Origin of the sequence: Microbacterium sp. Kw_RZR3, from assembly GCF_029222405.1 — a bacterium.
GTDB lineage: Bacteria > Actinomycetota > Actinomycetes > Actinomycetales > Microbacteriaceae > Microbacterium.
Genome location: NZ_JARHXC010000171.1, coordinates 1 through 18,901, shown reverse-complemented (window position 1 = coordinate 18,901; position 18,901 = coordinate 1). Strand labels below are relative to the sequence as shown.

The following is an 18,901-nucleotide window of genomic DNA, read 5'->3' as shown; positions in this document are numbered from 1 at the left end:
CCCTCCCAGATCGGAGGCCGGCAGCATCCACGCAGAGGTGGCTCCTGTCAGCGACACCTGCTGCTCCCCCCTCGCGATGGCTCCGGCCGGGTCCAGCGACGCGCCCGGCCAGAACGTCACGTCCAGCGAGAAGAAGGCCTGGCCGTCGTCTTCCGGTCCGAAGAAGTCGCACCATCCCGCCGCACCGTTGCTCGTCATCACGTCCCACACGGGACCGTGGGGGAAGTAGTCCGTGCCGGTGGTCTTCGAGACATCGCGGGTCAGCGCCGATCGGACAGCCTCGATGACGACGCCGTCACAGTCCGGAATCGACCACGCGGTTGCGGGCAGGGTTCGCGCGGACAGCGGGGCGTCCGCCGCACGCGACCCGACTGCCTTCACCGCCGCGATGGCCTCACTCGCATCGGTGGCCTCCGCACTCACCCACGCGTCTCCATGACGCTCGCTGTAGCTGCAGGTGAACCCGACGGGGCACTCGGGGACGACACCCACGTCTTGCCGCACAGAATCCGGGATGTCGGCCCACGGCACCACCGTCACACTCATGCTCGTGAAATCTGCCGAGTCGAGCGCTCGCCACTCGCAGGAGATCCCTCCGAGGACTCGTGCGTCCCCGGTGATGACGGGCACACCCGTCATCGGGACCCCGAGGATGTCCGACACCTCGGGATCACCGAGCACGGCCGAGCAGTCTCCCCCGAACGCGACCACCGGCGTCGTCTGCGTGGGTATCGAGGTCGGCGTCGAGGTAGGTGTCGGTGTCGGCACCGTCGTCGCCGTGACCGTTGGCGACGGCATGTTCGCGATCTGCGGCGCCGACAACGTCGACGTCGCCACCGCCCCACCCGCGATCGCCACCACCAGCACTGCCGCGATCGAGCCCGCGATCCACGCGTTCCGATGTGCACCGGCAGGCTTGATGTCGCGCGCACCGCCGACGATGCGAGAGCGCATCGCCGCGCGCTCGTCGGGAGTCAGTTCCTCGTTCATGCCTGCACCCCTTCCTGGGCCAGATCGTCGCGGAGCTTCGTCTTCGCTCGGGAGAGCCGCGACTTGACCGTTCCCGCCGGGATGCCGAGGGCCTGCGCGACTTCGCGCTCGGAATACCCCTCCAGCACCGACAGGACCACGACCGCCTGTTCCCGCTCCGGCAGCTTCCGCAGAGCGGCCAACACGCCGCTCTCCTCGTGAGCGCGGTGCATCGGCTCCGTCACGGGGGCCCGGTCCAACAGAGCGCGGTATCGCCGCCCCGACCGCTCCAAATTCCGCGCGCAGTGCGCCACCGTGTTCAACAACCACGGCAACGGCGACCCCTCCACCACCCGCACCGACGCCCGCTTACGCCACAACTCGAAGAACGCCACCGTCACGGCATCCTTCGCATCCTCCCGATGCGTCAACAACCGCGACGCATGACGGAACAACCGCGCGTCATACCGATCGAACAACGCCGCCAACGCAAGTTCATCGCCCCTGAGTACCCGAGCCCACAGCCCCGCGTCATCATCTTCCACACCCCGTAGTGTCCGCGATCACGCCAGAAGTTCCCGCACCAGGTAACGGATCGGCAACGACGGCGCGAATCGCGCCTCGACAACCCCGGCCGCGGCACAATATCTTGCTCCTGTCCAGTTTCTTGACAGTGTCCACATTGGAGCTCCGCCATGACCGCCCTCATCCTCGACGGCCACCCCTCCCCCGACTCGCTCACCGCGACGCTCGCGCGACGGTACGCGCAGGCGCACGGCGACGCCGAGCTCGTCGCCGTGCGACACCTCGACTTCGACCCCATCCTGCGGGGCGGGTACCGGGCGGTGCAGCCGCTCGAGCCCGACCTCGAGCGCGCCCTCGCCTCCCTCCTCGCCGCGACGCACATCGTCGTGGCCACACCGGTCTGGTGGGCCGGGACCCCCGCCCTCCTCAAGGGCTTCTTCGACCGCGTCCTCCTTCCGAAGCAGACGTACCGCTACCGCCCGAACGGGCTCCCGCAGGGACTCCTCCCCGCCCGCACCGGGCGCCTCCTCCTGACGAGCGATTCCCCCACCTGGTTCCTCCGGTGGACGGGGGACCCCGCCGTGCGCCAGGTCCGCAATCAGACGCTGAAGTTCTGCGGGGTCCGCCGCGTCCGCACGACGCGCTTCCCCTCCGTCCGTTCCTCCGACGACCGCACACGCGCCCGCTGGATCACCGAGGTCGAGAACCTCGCACGACGAGACGCGGGCGCCGCGGTCCCCGCACGCGTCTGAACAGGCGACCCCGGCATAGCCTGGAGCGATGACGACCGTCCTCCTCACCGGATTCGAGCCCTTCGGCGGCGACGCCACGAATCCGTCCGGCGACGCCGTCCGAGCCGTCTACGAGCGCTGGACCGGCGCCGAACGACTGATCGTCGACGTCCTTCCGGTCGCGTTCGACGCGGCCGGGACGCGGCTCCGACAGCTCCTCGACGAGCACCACCCCGATGTCGTGATCGCCACGGGCCTCGCGGGGGGACGCGCGCAGGTCACCCCCGAGCGCGTGGCGATCAACCTCGCCGACGCCCGCATTCCCGACAACGACGGTGCGCAGCCGGTCGACCTCCCCGTGGTCGAGGGCGGTCCGACCGCCTACTTCGCGACCCTGCCCGTCAAGGCGATCGCGGCGGCGCTGAGCGACGCCGGCATTCCGGCCGCGGTGTCGCACTCGGCGGGGACCTTCGTGTGCAACCACGTGATGTTCACCGCCCTGGATGCCGCCGACCCCCACGTGCGCGCCGGCTTCGTACACGTGCCTTCTGCGCGCGAGAGCGCCCCCGAGGGCGTGGCATCCCTGCCTTTCGACGACATCGTGCGCGCCGTCGAGCTCACCGTGCGCACCGCCCTCGACGTGCGCGACGACCTCGCCTCCCCGGCCGGCACCCTGCACTGACGGCGGGGGCTCAGGCCGCGCGCCGCCCGAGGTGCAGGACCGTCCGCACGATCAGCCCCGCCACCAGCGCCCAGAAGGCCGCGCTGACGCCCGCGATGGCGATTCCGGATGCCGCGATGAGGAACGTCACGACCGCCGGGGTCCGCTCGCCCGGATCGTCGATCGCCTGCTGCACGGCGGAGCCGAAGGCCGCGAAGAGCGCCACGCCCGCGACGGCCGGGATGACCCCCGCGGGGGCGAGCAGCACGATTGCGGCGAACGCGGCCGACAGCGCGACGAGCACGAGGTAGGTGCTCCCGGCCGAGACTCCCGCCACCCAGCGTCGCTTCGGATCGGGGTGCGCGTCGGGGCCTGCGGCGATCGCCGCGCTGATCGCGCCGAGGTTGACCGCGTGTCCCCCGGCGGTCGCCGCGAGCATCGAGCCCGCGCCGGTCACGAGCATCGCCGGGCGCCACGGGATCGTGTACCCGAGGCTGCGCATCACGGCGACGCCGGGAACGTTCTGCGAGGCCATCGTCACGACGAACAGCGGGAGCGCGATCCCGACCACCGACCCGACGGTGAGCGTCGGAGCGGTGAAGGCGAGCTGCGGCACGAGGCTCGCGGCATCCAGCTCCGCCCCGGTTCGTCCGAGCGAGACCGCCACGACGACGATCGCCGCGACGAACGCGAGCGGCACGGCCCAGCGCGGAAGAAGGCGGGATGCCACGAGCCACACGATCAGCACCGGCGCCACGCCCCACGGGTCGGCGATGAGCCCGACGAACGGTTGGATGCAGAGAGGGAAGAGGACACCCGCGAGCATCGCCTGCGCGATCGACGGCGGAATGCGCGCGATCAACGCCCCCAGCGGCGGGAAGAGGGCGGTGCACAGGATCAGCGCACCCGAGACGAGGAAGCCGCCGACGACCGCGGGCCACCCGCCCTCGACGGCACCGGTAGCCGCGAGCAGCGCGACACCGGGGGTCGACCAGGCGATCGTGATCGGCATCCGGTAGCGCCAGGCGAGGAGGATGCACCCGACCCCGACCATGAGCGTGACGGCGAGCAGTCCGCTCGCCGCCTGCTCGGGCGTGGCCCCGACGGAGCGAAGACCCGTGAGCACCACGGCGAACGTGCTGGTGAAGCCGACCAGGGCGGTCACCACACCAGCGATGAGGGGACGGGCGAGGGAGGCGTGCGAAGTCTCGATCATGAGACTCCCGACGCTAGCGGAACGGCAGTGGTCCACTCGCGCTCGCGCGGACCACGCGATGCCTCGATCAGGCCGTGATGACCTGCGCCGTGCCGGGAGCCGCGTCGGGACCCATCTCGTCGGCGAGGCGGTTGGCCTCTTCGATGAGCGTGCGGACGATCTCGGCCTCGGGCACGGTTTTGATGACCTCGCCCTTGACGAAGATCTGGCCCTTGCCGTTGCCCGACGCGACACCGAGGTCCGCGTCGCGCGCCTCACCGGGGCCGTTGACGACGCAGCCCATGACGGCCACGCGCAGCGGCACCGTCATGTCCTTCAGGCCTTCGGTGACGTCGTCGGCGAGCGTGTAGACGTCGACCTGCGCACGACCGCACGAGGGGCACGACACGATCTCGAGCTTGCGTTCGCGCAGGTTGAGCGACTGCAGGATCTGGTGGCCGACCTTGACCTCTTCGGCCGGGGGTGCCGACAGCGAGACGCGGATGGTGTCGCCGATGCCCTCGGAGAGCAGGATGCCGAAGGCCGTCGCGCTCTTGATCGTGCCCTGGAACGCCGGTCCCGCCTCGGTCACGCCGAGGTGAAGCGGCCAGTCGCCCCGTTCGGCGAGCAGGCGGTAGGCCTTGACCATGACGATCGGGTCGTTGTGCTTGACCGAGATCTTGAAGTCGTGGAAGTCGTGCTCCTCGAACAGCGACGCCTCCCAGACGGCGCTCTCCACAAGCGCCTCGGGCGTGGCTTTGCCGTACTTCTCGAGCAGGCGGCGGTCGAGCGATCCGGCGTTCACGCCGATGCGCAGCGACACACCCGCAGCCTTCGCGGCGGCGGCGATCGCGCCGACCTGATCGTCGAACTTGCGGATGTTGCCGGGGTTCACGCGCACCGCACCGCAGCCGGCGTCGATCGCCTGGAAGACGTACTTCGGCTGGAAGTGGATGTCGGCGATGACCGGGATCTGGCTCTTCTTCGCGATGATGTGCAGCACATCCGCGTCGTCCTGCGACGGAACGGCCACGCGCACGATCTCGCAGCCGGATGCCGTGAGTTCGGCGATCTGCTGGAGAGTGGCGTTGATGTTCGTCGTGGGGGTCGTCGTCATCGACTGGACGCTCACGGGGGCGTCGCCGCCGACGAGCACCTTGCCGACCTTGATCTGACGGGTCTTGCGACGAGGCGCGAGGACCTCCGGCACGCGGGGCATCCCGATGTTCACTGCAGGCACGCGACCAGCCTACGCCGCCACACCTCCTCGGGGGCTGAGGGCGCTCTGTGATAGGTTCGGCGCCATGCGCGCGTATACCGGCTGGTGGCCCACCGTCTAGGCGGTGAGCACGCGTGCGACAGACCGCCCTCCCTCGGGATCGGGGCGGTCTTCGTGTTTTCCGGCGGCCGTTCCGGACCCTCGATCACAGACGGAAGTACTTCGATGACCGGGCCCGACCCCTCTTCCCTGATCCACGACCTCCTCAGCGGCACCGCCCCGTTCGCCCTGATCGCGCGCGACGGCGCGACCGTCGAGGTCCTCACCGGTGACGTCGTCGACGTCGATCTGCTGGGCGACATCCCCCTGACGGATGCCACCGGCACCGCGCGCGAAGTCCTCGCCCTCGTGCCGTTCCGGCAGGTGCGCGAGCGCGGGTTCGTCTGCCATGACGACGGGGCGCCGCTGCGGTGCCTCGTCGTGGACGAGCGCGTCTCGCTCGATCGCGCCGAGACCGTGGCATCCCTCCCCTCCTCCCCCGTCCCGCTCGCGGACGCGGGCTTCGACATCGCCGACGAGGAGTACGCCGACATCGTGCGGCGGGTGATCGCCGACGAGATCGGCCGGGGCGAGGGGGCGAACTTCGTCATCCGTCGTGACTTCGTCGCCGGGGTCGACGTCGATCCGCGCGTCGCGGCGCTGACGTGGTTCCGCGCGCTGCTCGAACACGAGATGGGCGCGTACTGGACCTTCGCGGTGGTCACCGAGGGGCACATCGCGGTCGGCGCGAGCCCCGAGGCGCACGTGAGCGCCAAGGCGGGCATCGTGACGATGAACCCCATCTCGGGCACCTTCCGTCACCCCGCGGGCGGTGCGACGGCCGAGACCCTTGCCGAGTTCCTCCGCTCGACCAAAGAGACCGAGGAGCTCTTCATGGTCGTCGACGAGGAGCTGAAGATGATGAGCGCCGTGTGCAGCGACGGCGGACGCATCACCGGCCCGCACCTCAAGGTGATGTCGCGCCTGACGCACACCGAGTACATGCTCCGCGGGCGCAGCGACCTCGACCCGCGCGACATCCTGCGCGAGACGATGTTCGCGCCCACGGTGACCGGCTCCCCCATGCAGAACGCCTGCACGGTCATCGCCCGGCATGAGACGACGCCCCGCGGGTACTACTCGGGCGTGGCCGCGCTGTTCACCCCGAACGGTGCGACCGCGGGCCCGACGCATGATCTCGACGCGCCGATCCTCATCCGCACGGCATACCTCGTCGACGGTCGCCTGCGCGTCCCCGTGGGTGCCACGCTGGTGCGCCACTCCGATCCGTACGGCGAGGTCGGCGAGACCCACGGCAAGGCCGCGGGTGTCCTCGGGGCGATCGGGGCGATCCCCCGCGACAGCGCACCGGCTGCTCCCCCGTCCGCCGATCCGGACGCCCCGACGGCCCCACGCATCCCGCTCGCCGAGGATCCCGCGATCGCCGAGCTGCTGGCATCCCGAAACGACCGTCTCGCGCCGTTCTGGATGAACCCGCAGGATCCCGACGGCTCGGGTCCGTTCGCGGGACGCACGGCTCTCGTCGTGGATGCCGAGGACCGCTTCACCACGATGCTCGCGCACCAGCTGCGCCACCTCGGGCTCGACACCCGGATCGTGCACTGGTCCGAGGTGACCGACGCCGAGCTCGACGCGGCCGACCTGGTCGTCTCGGGCCCGGGCCCGGGTGACCCGCGCGACGACAGCCCGCGGATGGCGGCGATGCGCCACGTCGTCGGCCGCCGACGCGCGGCCGGTGCGCCGCTGCTCGCGGTGTGCCTGAGCCACCAGATCCTCGCCGACTCGCTCGGGATCGACCTGCGGCCCCTGGCCCGGCCGCACCAGGGCCTGCAGAAGACCGTCGACGTGTTCGGCGAGCCCGCCTCGATCGGCTTCTACAACACCTTCACCGCCCGCGCGCCGGAAGCGACTCCCGAGGAGGTCGAGATCGCCGCGGATGCCGAGACCGGCGACGTCTACGCCCTCCGGGGTCCGGGCTTCGCGAGCGTTCAGGGGCACCTCGAGTCGATCCTGTCGCGCGACGGCATGCGCACGCTGGAGCGGTTGATCGCTCACGTCCTCTGACGTTCCGGTCCCTTCGACAGGCTCAGGGACCACCCGGGCAGGGGTGCCTGAGCCCGTCGACGCCCCTCGACCCGCGCGGCCCAGGTGGCTGAGCCCGTCGAAGCCACCGGGACCACGCGACGCTAGAGCAGCTTCACCGGATTGAAGATGTCGGCGAGGAACAGCACGCTGCCCACGCCCACCAGCAGGATGACGACGACGAAGGTCACGGGCACCAGGCGCGTGGCATCCACGGGCTTGGCAATCCGCCCGCGGGCGCGCGCGACGAGCTTCTTCAGCCCGTCCCAGAGCGCCACGACGACATGCCCGCCGTCCAGGGGCAGCAGCGGGATCAAGTTGAACGCGAACAGGGCGATGTTCAGTCCGCCGAGGAGCAGGACGATCTGCTGCACGCGTTCGAGGATCGGAGCGTTCACCGCGGCGATCTCGCCCGCCATCCGGCCGGCGCCGATGACGCTCATCGGGCTGTCGGCGTCTCGCGGCTGACCCGTGATCGTGTCGACGGCGACGTCGTAGACACGCACCGGCAGCTGCGACATGATCGTCGCGACCTGTCCGATGTACTGACCCGTCGCCTCGACTCCGGTCCAGATCGGCTGCGGCTCGAACGCGATCTGCGGGCTGAGGCCGGCGAATCCGATCGTCTCGTACTCGGGGGCGCCAGAGGTATCGGTCACCGGCTGGCCCTGCGCGTTCGTCACCGCCCGGTCGGTCGACTGCGGGGTGAACTGTACGGTCTGCTCCGCGCCGTCTCTCTCGATGACCATCGACAGGGGCTTGCCGGGAGACGCCTGGATGATCGCCGCCGCCTCGTTGAAGGTCGAGACGGGGGTGCCGTCGATCGAGATCATCGTGTCGCCCGGCTGCATCCCCGCCGCCTTGGCGGGCGCGACCGGGTCGGACGGCTCGCAGTCCTGCCGCTGCTGGCTCGCGGGAATGACGCACTCCGAGACCGACGCGACGGTCGTCGTCCCCTGTTGGATGCCGATGCCGCTCAGCGCGATCGTGAACAGCACGACCGCGAGGACGAGGTTCATCGCCGGCCCGCCGAGCATGATGATGATGCGCTTCCACACGGGCAGCCGGTAGAAGGCGCGATCGTCGCCCCCGATGAGCGTCTCGGCGTTGGCATCCCGGGCGTCCTGCACCATCGTGGCGAAGAACCGCGACCGCCGTTTCGACGGCTCCTCACCCTCGGGAGCGGGCGGATACATGCCTGCCATCGAGATGAAGCCGCCGAGGGGCAGAGCCTTGAACCCGTACTCGGTCTCGCCGATCCGGCGCGACCACAGCGTCGGCCCGAAGCCGATCATGTACTGCCCGACCCGGACGCCGAAGATCTTCGCCGGCAGAAGGTGACCCATCTCGTGCAGCGCGATCGAAACGGCCAGTCCCACCACGAGCACGAGGACGCCGATGAGGAACGCGATGACAGTCACCCGCCGACGATACCGCCGCGCTCCTTTGAAGCGCCCGTGCGGCTGCGATGCCCTGTCTGTGCGAGACCGGATGAGACAATGGACGGGATGCCGACCGACGCTGCCCCGAACCTCCCGCCCGTGCTCCGGCCCGAGCGTCCGCCCCAGCGCGACCTCGCCGAGCTCGCCCGCCGATTCGGCGTCCGCACCGTCGGGGAGGTCGAGGGGACGACCCTCACGGGCATCACGCTCGCGACCGCCGATCTGCGCGCGGGCGAGGCCTTCGTCGCGATCCGCGGCGTGAACCGGCACGGGGCGGAGTTCGCCGCGACCGCCGCCGAGCGCGGAGCGGTCGCCGTCATCACCGATGCCGACGGTGCCGATATCGCCGGCCCTACGGGTCTTCCGATCGTCGTCGTCGACGATCCCCGCGCGCTCCTGGGCGACCTGTCCGCGTGGGTGTACGGCACCGGCCCTGACGACGCACTCCCGCAGCTGTTGGCCACGACCGGCACCAACGGCAAGACGAGCGTCTCGCACCTGCTCGAGGGGATCCTCGGTCAGCTCGGCGTCGTCACGGGCCTGTCGTCGACGGCGGAGCGCCACATCGCGGGCGAGGTGATCGTCTCGCGGCTCACTACCCCCGAGGCATCCGAGTTCCACGCCCTTCTCGCCCTCATGCGCGAACGCGGGGTCGAGGCCGTGGCGGTCGAGGTGAGCGCCCAGGCTCTCACCCGTCACCGCGTCGACGGCCTCGTGTTCGACGTCGCGGGCTTCACCAACCTCACGCACGACCACCTCGACGACTACGCCGACATGCGCGAGTACTTCGAGGCGAAGCTGCCGCTCTTCCGCGCCGATCGCGCGCGTCGCGGCGTGGTCTGCCTGGATTCCCCCGCCGGTGCCGAGATCGCCGCGCGCGCCGAGATCCCCGTCGTCACGATCGTCACCCCGGCCATCGCCTCGGATCCCGCCGCCGACGCCGACTGGACGGTCGACATCGTCGACGAGCGGCAGGAGGGCACCGAGTTCACCCTCCGCGCCCGTGACGGTCGGACGCTCACCACCGTCGTTCCGGTGATCGGTCGGCACATGGCCGCCAACGCCGGCCTGGCGATCGTGATGCTGCTCGAGACCGGCTACGCGTGGGAACGCCTCGTCGACGCCCTCGACGGCGGCCGCATCGATGCCTCACTCCCGGGGCGCACGCAGCTCGTCTCCGGCCCCGAGGGCCCGGCGGTCTACGTCGACTTCGGTCACTCCCCCGACGCGTTCGAGAAGACCCTTGCGGCGGTCCGCCGGGTGACCCCCGGCAAGGTCGTCATGCTCTTCGGCGCCGACGGCGACCGCGACGCCACCAAGCGCCACGACATGGGGCGCACGGCTGTGCTCGGCAGCGACATCCTCGTCGTCACCGACCACCACCCCCGGCACGAGAATCCGGATGCCATCCGCGAGGTCCTGATCGAGGGTGCGCGCCGCGCGCGGCCTGACGCCGAGATCCTCGAGTTCACCCCGCCTGAGCGCGCGATCCTCGAGGCCGTGAGGCTCGTGGGCGAGGGCGACGCGATCCTGTGGGCCGGCCCCGGACACCAGGACTACCGGGACATCCGTGGGGTCCGCACGCCCTACTCGGCGCGCGAGCTCTCCCGGCGCGCGCTGCGCGCCGCCGGGTGGGCGGTGCCAGAGCCGCAGTGGCCCGTGCCCTACCCGACGGACCGCACGCCGTCGTCCGACCCCGGGCGCCCGGTCGACTTCCCCGCCTGAGACGGCAGCGCCGCGTCACGCCTCAGCCACCCGTCGCGAGGTGGCTGAGCCCGTCGAAGCCACCGGAACCCACGTCAGCCCGGTCCCTCCGACAGGCTCAGGGTCCCCCGCACGCGGCTCGAGTCGGTCAGCGCGCCGCGATCACGGCATCCGCCGTCCGACGAGCCCAGACCTCGGCGTCGGCAAGCGATTCGCGCGTGAGCGTCGCGGGCGCCTCGTGGCGGTCGACGACCGCTTCGATGATCTCGAGGATGCCGAGGAAGCTCAGCCGCCCCTCGTGGAACGCATCGACGGCCTGCTCGTTCGCGGCGTTGAAGACGGCGGGATACGTCGCTCCCGCACGCCCGACCTTCTTCGCGAGCGCGACGGACCCGAAGGCCTCCTCGTCGAGCGGCTCGAAAGTCCACCGGCTCGCGGTCGTCCAGTCGAGCGGCGCCCCGACGCCGGCCACGCGGCGCGGCCAGTCGAGGCCGAGAGAGATCGGCAACCGCATGTCGGGCGGCGACGCCTGCGCGATGGTCGATCCGTCGACGAACTCGACCATGGAGTGCACGATCGACTGCGGATGGACGGTGACGTCGATGCGGTCGTACGGCACGTCGAAGAGCAGATGCGCCTCGATGACCTCGAGCCCCTTGTTGACCAGCGTCGCCGAGTTGGTCGTCACGACGCGTCCCATGTCCCACGTGGGGTGCGCGAGCGCCTCGGCGGGCGTGACGCCCCGCAACTGCTCGCGCGAACGACCGCGGAAAGGGCCTCCGGATGCCGTGAGCACCAGCCGGCGCACCTCGTGCGCCTCTCCGGATCGCAGCGCCTGCGCGATCGCCGAGTGCTCGGAGTCGACCGGCACGATCTGGCCCGGGGCGGCGAGCGCGGTGACGAGGTCGCCGCCGACGATCAGCGACTCCTTGTTCGCCAGGGCGAGGGTGCGCCCCGCTTCGAGAGCGGCGATGGTGGGACCGAGTCCCACCGAGCCCGTGATGCCGTTGACGACCACGTCGGCTTCGACGTCGCGGATGAGCTGCTCCGCCTCGATCGCGCCGAGGGCGACGTGCTCAACACCGAACGCCTGCGCCTGCGCCTCGACCCCCGCACGGTCGGAACCGGCGGCGAGGCCGACGACCTCGAAGCGGTCCGCGTTCGCGCGGATGACGTCGAGCGCCTGCGTGCCGATCGAACCGGTGGAACCGAGGAGGAGGACGCGGCGCATCCCGTCAGCCTACTGAGCGGCGGGAGTTGCGTGCTGGACGCCGAGGATGTCCACGACGAACACGAGCGTGGACCCGGCCGGGATCGAGCCCTTTGCCTGGTCGCCGTAGCCGTCGGCGGGAGGAATCACGGCGACGACCTGCGAGCCGACCGTCTGACCCTCGAGCGCCTGCTTGAAGCCCGGGACGACGTCGGTCGTCGCGAACTGCGTCGGCGCACCCTTGTCCCAGCTCGAGTCGAACACGGTGCCGCCGTCGTAGAGGACGCCGGTGTACTGAACGATCACGGTGTCGCCGGGGTTCACGACGTCGCCCGTTCCCTGACGGAGGTTCTCGATGCGGGTTTCGGTGGGCGCCGGCGTTGTCGGCACGGTGATCGTCGGAGCACCGTTGTCGGCGAAGGTCACGGTCGGCATGCCCTCGACGGGCGCCACCTCGGTGCCCTCGGCACGCGTGGGCAGCTCGGAGATCGAGTCGGCGACGAGGATGTAGGCCGGCGAGCCCTCGCCCAGCGTTCCCGCGGGGAATGTCGAGACGGTGCGCGAGCCGATCGGCACGCACGACACCGCGGCACCGAAGATCTGCTGGGCGTTGACGATCATGTCCATGCCCGAGGGATCGCTCTTGAGCGAGTCGAGCGCGACCTCGCCGGTGGACGCGTCGATCACGGTGTAGTTCGCCTTGACGAGATCGCCGGCCTTCACCTCGTCGCCGGTGCCCTCGATGAGAGTGCTGCGCTGGATCGCGCTCGGCGCGAATCCGTCGGGCCGGGTCACCGTGACCTCGCCCTTGAAGTCGCCGGACACCTCGAGGCCCGCGGGAACGTCGCCCGTGAACGGCGTCTGGCACTGTCCGGCGTCGGGGCTCGCACTGGCGTCCGGCGTCTGGCTGTCATCGGACGAACCGGCGCACCCAGCCAGAAGCAGCACCGCGACGGCGGCGACGGACAGGGAAGCGATCGGGCGGAAGCGCACGGAGAACCTCTCGAGAGAAGACAGGGAACCCCCATCCTCGCGCATCCGTCTTAGGCGCGGCTGAGAGTCCCCATGCGCGACCCGGCATGCGGCGGCGAGTAATCTCGACGGGTGAGTTCCGACGTGCCCGCCGAGACCCCCGCCGCCGTGCCGCAGCAGATGGGTGCGACGTACGTCCTCGGGCGTTCGCTCATCGCCCCCCTCGCCCGCGCCGTGTACCGCCCGCGCGTCGAAGGACGCGAGAACGTCCCGCGCACGGGCCCCGTCATCTTTGCGAGCAACCACCTGTCGTTCATCGACTCCATCGCGATCCCCGTCGCGGCTCCTCGCCCCGTTCACTTCATGGCGAAGTCGGCGTACTTCGAGAAATGGGCCTCGCGGCAGTTCTTCACCGCGATCGGCGCGATCCCCGTCGAACGCGGCGCCGGGCAGAAAGCCCTCGACGCCCTCGAGCAGCAGCGCGCGCTGCTCGAGGACGGTCGCGCGGTCGCGCTCTACCCCGAGGGCACGCGTTCCCTCGACGGCCGCCTCTACAAAGGACGCACCGGAGTCGCCTTCCTGGCCCTGCAGACGGGCGCTCCGGTCGTCCCGGTCGGCCTCATCGGCACAGACAAGGTCATGCCGGTCGGCGCGAAGATCCCGACGACGAAAGAGCGCATCACGGTCCGTTTCGGCGAGCCCATCGACCTCTCCCCCCACGGGCCCGCCACCTCGGGCCGGGCGCGTCGCGGCGCGACCGACGAGATCATGGCCGCGATCCACGCCCTCAGCGAGCAGGAGCTCGCGAACGCGTACAACGAGGCCCCCGCGCAGAACCCCCTCGAGCGCATCAAGCAGGTGCTCCCGCACGAGCGCCTCTGACGCTCGCCTCCTCGAGTTGCTGCTTGACGCGGCGACGCGGGGCGAGCAGGGTCGGGAGTGACGGCCCCGAACCGTCACCGCCACGACGAGGAGGCACCGTGAAGAAGTTCGTCAACGACCCGGCCGACGTGCTGGCCGAGGCCCTGCGCGGCATCGAAGCCGCTTACCCCGAGCTCCGCGTCGACGCGGAGAATCGCGTGATCCTGCGGGCGGAGCCGATCCGCGCCGGCAAGGTCGCCCTCGTCTCGGGTGGAGGCTCGGGCCACGAGCCACTGCACGGAGGCTTCGTCGGACGCGGAATGCTCGACGCGGCGGCGGCAGGCGAGGTCTTCACCTCCCCCACGCCCGATCAGGTGCTCGCGGCGACGCAGGCCGTCGATGCGGGTGCGGGTGTGCTGCACATCGTGAAGAACTACACCGGCGACGTCTTGAACTTCGAGATGGCGGCCGAGCTGGCGGCGGCTGAGGGGGTGCAGGTCGAGGCGGTCGTCGTGGCTGACGACGTCGCGGTCCAGGACTCGACGTGGACCGCGGGCCGCCGTGGCACCGGCACCACGGTCATCCTCGAGAAGATCGTCGGCGCCCTGGCCGAAGAGGGAGCCGACCTCGCCACCGTCGCCGAGCTCGCGCGCCGCGTGTCCGCGGCCGGCCGCTCGATGGGAGTGGCGCTGACCAGCTGCACGGTCCCCGCTGCGGGCCGACCCACCTTCGAGCTGCCCGACGACGAGATGGAGGTCGGGGTCGGCATCCACGGCGAACCCGGTCGGTCGCGCGTGAAGCTGGCATCCGCTCACGAGATCGCGAAGCTCATGGTCGACCCGATCGTCCACGACTTCCGCGACCCGGTCGGGCCGGCCATCGTGCTGCTGTCCGGGCTCGGCGGAACGCCGCTGATCGAGCAATACCTGCTCTACGGCGAGATCGCTCCCCTGCTGGCCGACGCGGGCGTCGTCGTGCAGCGCGTGCTCATCGGCGACTACATCACCAGCCTCGACATGGCGGGAGCGTCGCTCACGGTGGTGAAGGCCGACGATGAGATGCTGCGCCTGTGGGACGCGCCGGTCGTGACCCCGGGACTGCGGTGGGGCGCATGAGCGGCGCCGTCTCGATCGACGATCTCGTCGCCTGGATCCATGCGTTCCGCGACGCCGTCCAGCAGCACAAGGACGAGCTCACGCGCCTGGACTCCGAGATCGGTGACGCCGATCACGGTTCGAACATGGCACGGGGGCTCGACGCCGTGGTGGCCAAGCTCGACCCCGCACCGGCGACGCCTGCCGAGCTCTTCAAGACCGTCGGGATGACGCTCGTGTCGTCGGTGGGCGGCGCGAGCGGCCCGCTCTACGGCACGTTCTTCCTGCGGATGGGTCCCGCCCTGACGTCGGACGATGCGGATGCCACGGCCCTGGGCGCCGCCCTCCGCGCCGGCGTCGACGGAGTCGTGGCTCGCGGCAAAGCGGAACTCGGCGACAAGACGATGATCGACGCCCTGGCTCCCGCGCTCGACGCGTGGGACACGGCCGTCGCCGACGGCGCCGACCCTGCCGGAGCCGCGCGCGCGGCAGCCGAGGCCGGCGCCCGCGGCCGCGACTCCACCGAGCCGCTCGTCGCGCGCAAGGGCCGCGCGAGCTATCTCGGCGAGCGCAGCGCCGGGCACCTCGACCCGGGCGCCACGTCGGCGACGCTCCTGCTCGAAGCCCTGCGGGACACGCTGGCGGACGCCGCATGATCGGCCTCGTCGTCGTCTCGCACTCGCGCGCCCTGGCCGACGCCGCGATCGAACTGGCCCTGCAGATGGGTGGGGAGAATCCGCCCACGGTGCGCGTCGCAGCGGGCGGGCCCGACGGCGACCTCGGGACGGATGCCGTGGCCATCGCTTCCGCGATCGACGAGGCCGACGGCGGCGACGGGGTGCTCGTTCTGATGGATCTCGGCTCCGCGATCCTCAGTGCCGAGACGGCGTTGGAGTTCGTCGCCGAACCGGATCGTGTCCGCCTCAGCGCGGCACCCTTCGTCGAGGGTCTCGTGGCGGCGGTCGTGACGGCCGCGGGCGGAGCAGGACTCGACGCGGTCGCGACGGAATGCGCGACGGCGGGCGACGCGAAGCGCCGACAGCTGGGGGCGGACACGGACAGCGCCGGTGCGGGTGCGGCATCCGAAACCGCGAAGGCCGCGGAAGGCGCGGCTTTCGAGGCGATGATCACGAACCCGTCGGGCCTCCACGCTCGGCCGGCCGCGACCTTCGTCAAGACCGCGTCGCGGTACGACGCCGACGTGCGTCTCATCGATCTCGACACGGGTTCGGAAGAGATCTCGGCGCGCAGCCTGTTGGCGCTAATGGCGCTGGGCGTGCGTCAGGGATCACGCGTCCGCGTCAGCGCGACCGGCCCCGAGGCGCGAGAGGCCCTGGACGACCTCCGGGCTCTGATCGAGGACGGCTTCGGCGAGCGCTGAGTCTCAGCGCGTGAGGCTCAGCGCGTGACGCTCAGCAGGCGACGGGCGAGGGCCTCTTCGACGACGAGTTCGGTGACGAGTCCCGCCGCGAGGGCGCCGCGCAGGGCGTCGAGCTTCGACAGACTCGACACCACGCAGAACCGCCGCGGGATGCGCCGGACGGTGTCGAGGTCGGGGCCACTCGAGCGGGCGTTCAGCTCGGGGATGTCGCTGGACCCATCGACGCGGTAGAACACCGTCGCGCAGTCGCCGACCACGCCCTCGCGCTCGATCACCGCCCGATCACGCTCGTCGAAGTAGTCGCTGCTGTAGACGTGCGAGGGCACGTCGGCCTGCGGCGAACCCAGGCCGAACACGAAGAGCCCGACGCGGTCCTGGATCTCGAGGACGGAACGCACCGAGCGCTCCCGCCACATCGCACGCTTCGTCTGGGGATCGTCGAAGAGCGCGGGAACCGGGAATTGGTGCACCGACGACGACCAGGCGGTCCCGAACCGCGACAGGATCTCTCCCGCGTACGGGATGCCGCTGGTGCGGACGTTGGCGGCACCGTTCATCTGCACGATGTGGGTGTCGTGCACGTCCTTGGCGGGGACGTGGCGGGCGATCGCCGAGAGCGTCGACCCCCACGCGATCCCCACCGTCATCGAGGACTCGACCCGCTCGGTGAGGATGCGCGCGGCGGTCAGGGCCGTGCGTTCGAGGCGATCGGCCTCCGTCGTGCGTGCGGGCGTGGGCACCACGTGCGCGGCGATGCCGAAGCGGTCGGCGATGCGCTGCGCCATCTGCCCGCGGGCGTCGTCGGGCGGGCTGATCGAGATCGTCACCAGCCCGACGTCGCGGGCGTGCTGCAGCAGGCGCGACACCGAGGAGCGCGAGACGCGCATCTCATGGGCGATGGCGTCCATCGTCAGATCTTGCATGTAATACAGCTGCGCGGCGCGGAGAGCATCCCGGCTGCGGGCTTCTGCCTGGGTCACCATGGGCCCTCCCGTCCGCCCCCATTGTGCACGTTTTTTCAAGGGGCTTGCAACAACGTGCAGACGGGCGCATTCTGTCGGCGTACCAACTACGAAAGGTCGCAGTCGACATGTCGTCCCCCGCAACTTCGCTCCGCGCCGACGTTCAGGCGCTTCGTGACGCCGAAGACATCGACGTCCTCATCATCGGCGGGGGCATCAACGGCCTCGCCACTCTCCGTGACCTCTCCCTGCAGGGTGTGAGCGTCGCCCTCGTCGAGCGCGGCGACTTCGTCTCGGGCGCCTCGTCGGCCTCCAGCCACATGGTGCACGGCGGGATCCGCTACCTCGAGAACGGCGAGTTCCGTCTCGTCAAGGAAGCGGTGACCGAGCGCAACGATCTGCTCAAGACCGCGCCGCACTACGTGAAGCCCCTCGAGACAACGATCCCGATCTACAAGACGTTCTCCGGCATCCTGTCGGCGCCGTTCCGCCTCCTCGTGACCCACGGTCGCGGCAAGCCCAATGAGCGCGGCGCCCTGCTGATCAAGGTCGGCCTGATCATGTACGACACCTTCTCGCGAGACGGTGGCTCGGTTCCCCGCCACACCTTCCTCGGGAAGAAGAAGTCGCTGCAGGCTCTGCCCAAGCTCAACCCCGACCTCGCCTACACCGCGACGTACTTCGACGCGTCGATGCACGACCCCGAGCGCATCGCGCTCGACGTGCTCCACGACGGCATCGTCGCCGGAGCCGGCCGCACGCAGGCCGTCAACTACGTCTCCGCCATCGGCGCAGACGCGAACGGCGTGCGCGTCCGCGACGAGGTCTCGGGCGAGGAGTTCTCGGTCAAGGCCAAGGTCATCCTGAACACGGCCGGCCCCTGGACCGACCTCGCGAACGCCGCCATGGGGCTCAAGACCCAGTTCATGGGCGGCACCAAGGGCTCGCACATCGTCCTCGACAACCCCGAGCTGCTCGCCGCTACGGGTGGACGCGAAATCTTCTTCGAGCACTCCGACGGCCGCATCGTGCTGATCTACCCGCTCAAGGACCGCGTCCTCGTCGGCACGACCGACATCGACGCCGACCCGTCGAAGCCCGTGGTGTGCACCGACGACGAGATCGACTACTTCTTCGACCTCGTCGGGCACGTCTTCCCGAGCATCGCGGTGGACCGCTCGCAGATCGTCTACACCTTCTCCGGCATCCGTCCCCTCCCGCGTCACGACGACACCGCTCCCGGTTTCGTTTCGCGTGACTACCGCATCGTCGAGGACGAGATCGCGGGCGTTCCCGCGATGAGCCTGGTCGGCGGCAAGTGGACCACGTTCCGCGCGCTGGCCGAGCACCTCAGCATGAAGACGCTGCAGAAGCTGCGTCGTCCGCACCGCGTGAGCACGCAGGGACTGCCGATCGGCGGCGGCGCGGGCTTCCCGGCGACCCCCGAGGCGCGCCGTCGGTGGGTAGCCGCACGCACGAATGCTCACTCCCGCGAGCTCGTCGAAGCCCTCCTCACGCGCTACGGCACCCGTGCCGACCTGCTTCTCGAAGCGCTCCCGGCCGAGCCCACTCCGATCGAGCACGCCCCCGGCTACTACGTCGAGGAACTCGAGTGGATCGCCCGCAACGAGCAGGTCGTGCACCTGATCGACGTGCTCCTGCGCCGGACGCACCTCGCGTTCGTCGGCGGAATGACCGAGCGCACGCTGGTCGAGGTCGCCGAGGCGGTCGCCGGTCCCCTCGGCTGGGACACCGACCGTGTCCACGACGAGGTGGAGCGCACCCGCGAGATTCTCCTCACCGCGCACCGCGTCGATCTGGCCGAGGCCGGAG

General features: G+C 70.6%; 16 protein-coding genes and 1 pseudogene. 9 read left to right on the top strand and 8 right to left on the bottom strand.

All coding sequences use genetic code 11. From position 1 onward, the window contains the following. Positions 1–990 (bottom strand): annotated as a pseudogene (locus P2P98_RS09085) (hypothetical protein); the annotation flags it as partial. Beyond that, positions 987–1,514 carry a sigma-70 family RNA polymerase sigma factor gene (locus tag P2P98_RS09080; protein WP_275799342.1) on the bottom strand — a complete coding sequence of 176 codons (528 nt, stop codon included), beginning with the start codon at positions 1,512–1,514 and terminating at the stop codon, positions 987–989. The gene P2P98_RS09080 and the pseudogene P2P98_RS09085, both read right to left, overlap by 4 nt. Positions 1,515–1,664: 150 nt before the next feature. On the opposite strand from P2P98_RS09080, the gene P2P98_RS09075 reads away from it, so the two are divergent. Both P2P98_RS09075 and pcp read left to right on the top strand, forming a co-directional pair. After that, entirely contained in the window at positions 1,665–2,246 is a 582-nt protein-coding gene (locus P2P98_RS09075; protein ID WP_275799341.1) for an NAD(P)H-dependent oxidoreductase, read from the top strand. A 28-nt stretch (positions 2,247–2,274) separates the two neighbouring features. Beyond that, entirely contained in the window at positions 2,275–2,907 is a 633-nt protein-coding gene (gene pcp / locus P2P98_RS09070) for a pyroglutamyl-peptidase I (protein ID WP_275799340.1), read from the top strand. A gap of 10 nt (positions 2,908–2,917) precedes the next feature. Here the strand turns inward: pcp and P2P98_RS09065 are convergent, their stop codons facing one another. Together P2P98_RS09065 and ispG are read right to left on the bottom strand one after the other, a co-directional pair. Beyond that, positions 2,918–4,102 (bottom strand): benzoate/H(+) symporter BenE family transporter, encoded by a 1,185-nt coding sequence (locus tag P2P98_RS09065; RefSeq protein WP_275799339.1) that lies wholly within the window; start codon positions 4,100–4,102, stop codon positions 2,918–2,920. Between the two features lie 67 nt (positions 4,103–4,169). Then, positions 4,170–5,321 carry a flavodoxin-dependent (E)-4-hydroxy-3-methylbut-2-enyl-diphosphate synthase gene (gene ispG / locus P2P98_RS09060; RefSeq protein WP_275799337.1) on the bottom strand — a complete coding sequence of 384 codons (1,152 nt, stop codon included), beginning with the start codon at positions 5,319–5,321 and terminating at the stop codon, positions 4,170–4,172. A 204-nt stretch (positions 5,322–5,525) separates the two neighbouring features. Between ispG and P2P98_RS09055 the strand changes: the two genes are divergently transcribed. Further along, positions 5,526–7,424, top strand: a complete 1,899-nt coding sequence (locus tag P2P98_RS09055; protein ID WP_275799336.1) for a chorismate-binding protein — start codon at positions 5,526–5,528, stop codon at positions 7,422–7,424. A 122-nt stretch (positions 7,425–7,546) separates the two neighbouring features. Here the strand turns inward: P2P98_RS09055 and P2P98_RS09050 are convergent, their stop codons facing one another. After that, positions 7,547–8,863 (bottom strand): site-2 protease family protein, encoded by a 1,317-nt coding sequence (locus tag P2P98_RS09050; RefSeq protein ID WP_275799335.1) that lies wholly within the window; start codon positions 8,861–8,863, stop codon positions 7,547–7,549. Positions 8,864–8,950: 87 nt separating this feature from the next. Here P2P98_RS09050 and P2P98_RS09045 point away from each other — a divergent pair, with 87 nt between their 5' ends. After that, complete coding sequence (locus P2P98_RS09045) at positions 8,951–10,609, top strand: UDP-N-acetylmuramoyl-L-alanyl-D-glutamate--2,6-diaminopimelate ligase (RefSeq protein ID WP_275799334.1); 1,659 nt, start codon at positions 8,951–8,953, stop codon at positions 10,607–10,609. A 127-nt stretch (positions 10,610–10,736) separates the two neighbouring features. On the opposite strand, the gene dxr is transcribed toward P2P98_RS09045, so the two are convergent. Beyond that, complete coding sequence (gene dxr, locus P2P98_RS09040; RefSeq protein ID WP_275799333.1) at positions 10,737–11,819, bottom strand: 1-deoxy-D-xylulose-5-phosphate reductoisomerase; 1,083 nt, start codon at positions 11,817–11,819, stop codon at positions 10,737–10,739. A 9-nt stretch (positions 11,820–11,828) separates the two neighbouring features. Continuing rightward, positions 11,829–12,791 carry an FKBP-type peptidyl-prolyl cis-trans isomerase gene (locus tag P2P98_RS09035; RefSeq protein WP_275799332.1) on the bottom strand — a complete coding sequence of 321 codons (963 nt, stop codon included), beginning with the start codon at positions 12,789–12,791 and terminating at the stop codon, positions 11,829–11,831. 159 nt (positions 12,792–12,950) lie between these two features. Here P2P98_RS09035 and P2P98_RS09030 point away from each other — a divergent pair, with 159 nt between their 5' ends. The 4 genes from P2P98_RS09030 to dhaM all read left to right on the top strand — a co-directional run bounded on the left by P2P98_RS09030 (position 12,951) and on the right by dhaM (position 16,106). Continuing rightward, positions 12,951–13,652: a lysophospholipid acyltransferase family protein gene (locus tag P2P98_RS09030; protein WP_153001368.1), complete on the top strand. Its 702-nt coding sequence runs from the start codon at positions 12,951–12,953 to the stop codon at positions 13,650–13,652. 98 nt (positions 13,653–13,750) lie between these two features. Then, on the top strand, positions 13,751–14,746 hold the full coding sequence (gene dhaK / locus P2P98_RS09025) for a dihydroxyacetone kinase subunit DhaK (protein ID WP_275799330.1): 996 nt from the start codon (positions 13,751–13,753) through the stop codon (positions 14,744–14,746). After that, the gene (gene dhaL, locus P2P98_RS09020) at positions 14,743–15,381 is read left to right on the top strand and encodes a dihydroxyacetone kinase subunit DhaL (RefSeq protein WP_275799328.1); all 639 of its coding nucleotides are present in this window, start codon (positions 14,743–14,745) and stop codon (positions 15,379–15,381) included. The genes dhaK and dhaL overlap by 4 nt, the downstream gene beginning before the upstream one ends. Beyond that, positions 15,378–16,106, top strand: a complete 729-nt coding sequence (dhaM, locus tag P2P98_RS09015) for a dihydroxyacetone kinase phosphoryl donor subunit DhaM (protein ID WP_275799327.1) — start codon at positions 15,378–15,380, stop codon at positions 16,104–16,106. The genes dhaL and dhaM overlap by 4 nt, the downstream gene beginning before the upstream one ends. 17 nt (positions 16,107–16,123) lie before the next feature. Here dhaM and P2P98_RS09010 read toward each other — a convergent pair whose 3' ends face one another. Next, the gene (locus P2P98_RS09010; RefSeq protein ID WP_275799326.1) at positions 16,124–17,089 is read right to left on the bottom strand and encodes a sugar-binding domain-containing protein; all 966 of its coding nucleotides are present in this window, start codon (positions 17,087–17,089) and stop codon (positions 16,124–16,126) included. A 107-nt stretch (positions 17,090–17,196) separates the two neighbouring features. Between P2P98_RS09010 and P2P98_RS09005 the strand changes: the two genes are divergently transcribed. Beyond that, the coding region (locus P2P98_RS09005; RefSeq protein WP_275799325.1) for a glycerol-3-phosphate dehydrogenase/oxidase at positions 17,197–18,901 on the top strand (1,705 nt) is incomplete at its 3' end.

Coding starts and splice junctions, on each gene's coding strand:
- P2P98_RS09045 (WP_275799334.1), top strand. CDS start 8,951: ATGCCGACCGACGCTGCCCCGAACCTCCCGCCCGTGCTCCGGCCCGAG.
- P2P98_RS09055 (WP_275799336.1), top strand. CDS start 5,526: ATGACCGGGCCCGACCCCTCTTCCCTGATCCACGACCTCCTCAGCGGC.
- P2P98_RS09065 (WP_275799339.1), bottom strand. CDS start 4,102: ATGATCGAGACTTCGCACGCCTCCCTCGCCCGTCCCCTCATCGCTGGT.
- dxr (WP_275799333.1), bottom strand. CDS start 11,819: ATGCGCCGCGTCCTCCTCCTCGGTTCCACCGGTTCGATCGGCACGCAG.
- dhaM (WP_275799327.1), top strand. CDS start 15,378: ATGATCGGCCTCGTCGTCGTCTCGCACTCGCGCGCCCTGGCCGACGCC.
- P2P98_RS09030 (WP_153001368.1), top strand. CDS start 12,951: ATGGGTGCGACGTACGTCCTCGGGCGTTCGCTCATCGCCCCCCTCGCC.
- P2P98_RS09010 (WP_275799326.1), bottom strand. CDS start 17,089: ATGGTGACCCAGGCAGAAGCCCGCAGCCGGGATGCTCTCCGCGCCGCG.
- dhaL (WP_275799328.1), top strand. CDS start 14,743: ATGAGCGGCGCCGTCTCGATCGACGATCTCGTCGCCTGGATCCATGCG.
- pcp (WP_275799340.1), top strand. CDS start 2,275: ATGACGACCGTCCTCCTCACCGGATTCGAGCCCTTCGGCGGCGACGCC.
- P2P98_RS09075 (WP_275799341.1), top strand. CDS start 1,665: ATGACCGCCCTCATCCTCGACGGCCACCCCTCCCCCGACTCGCTCACC.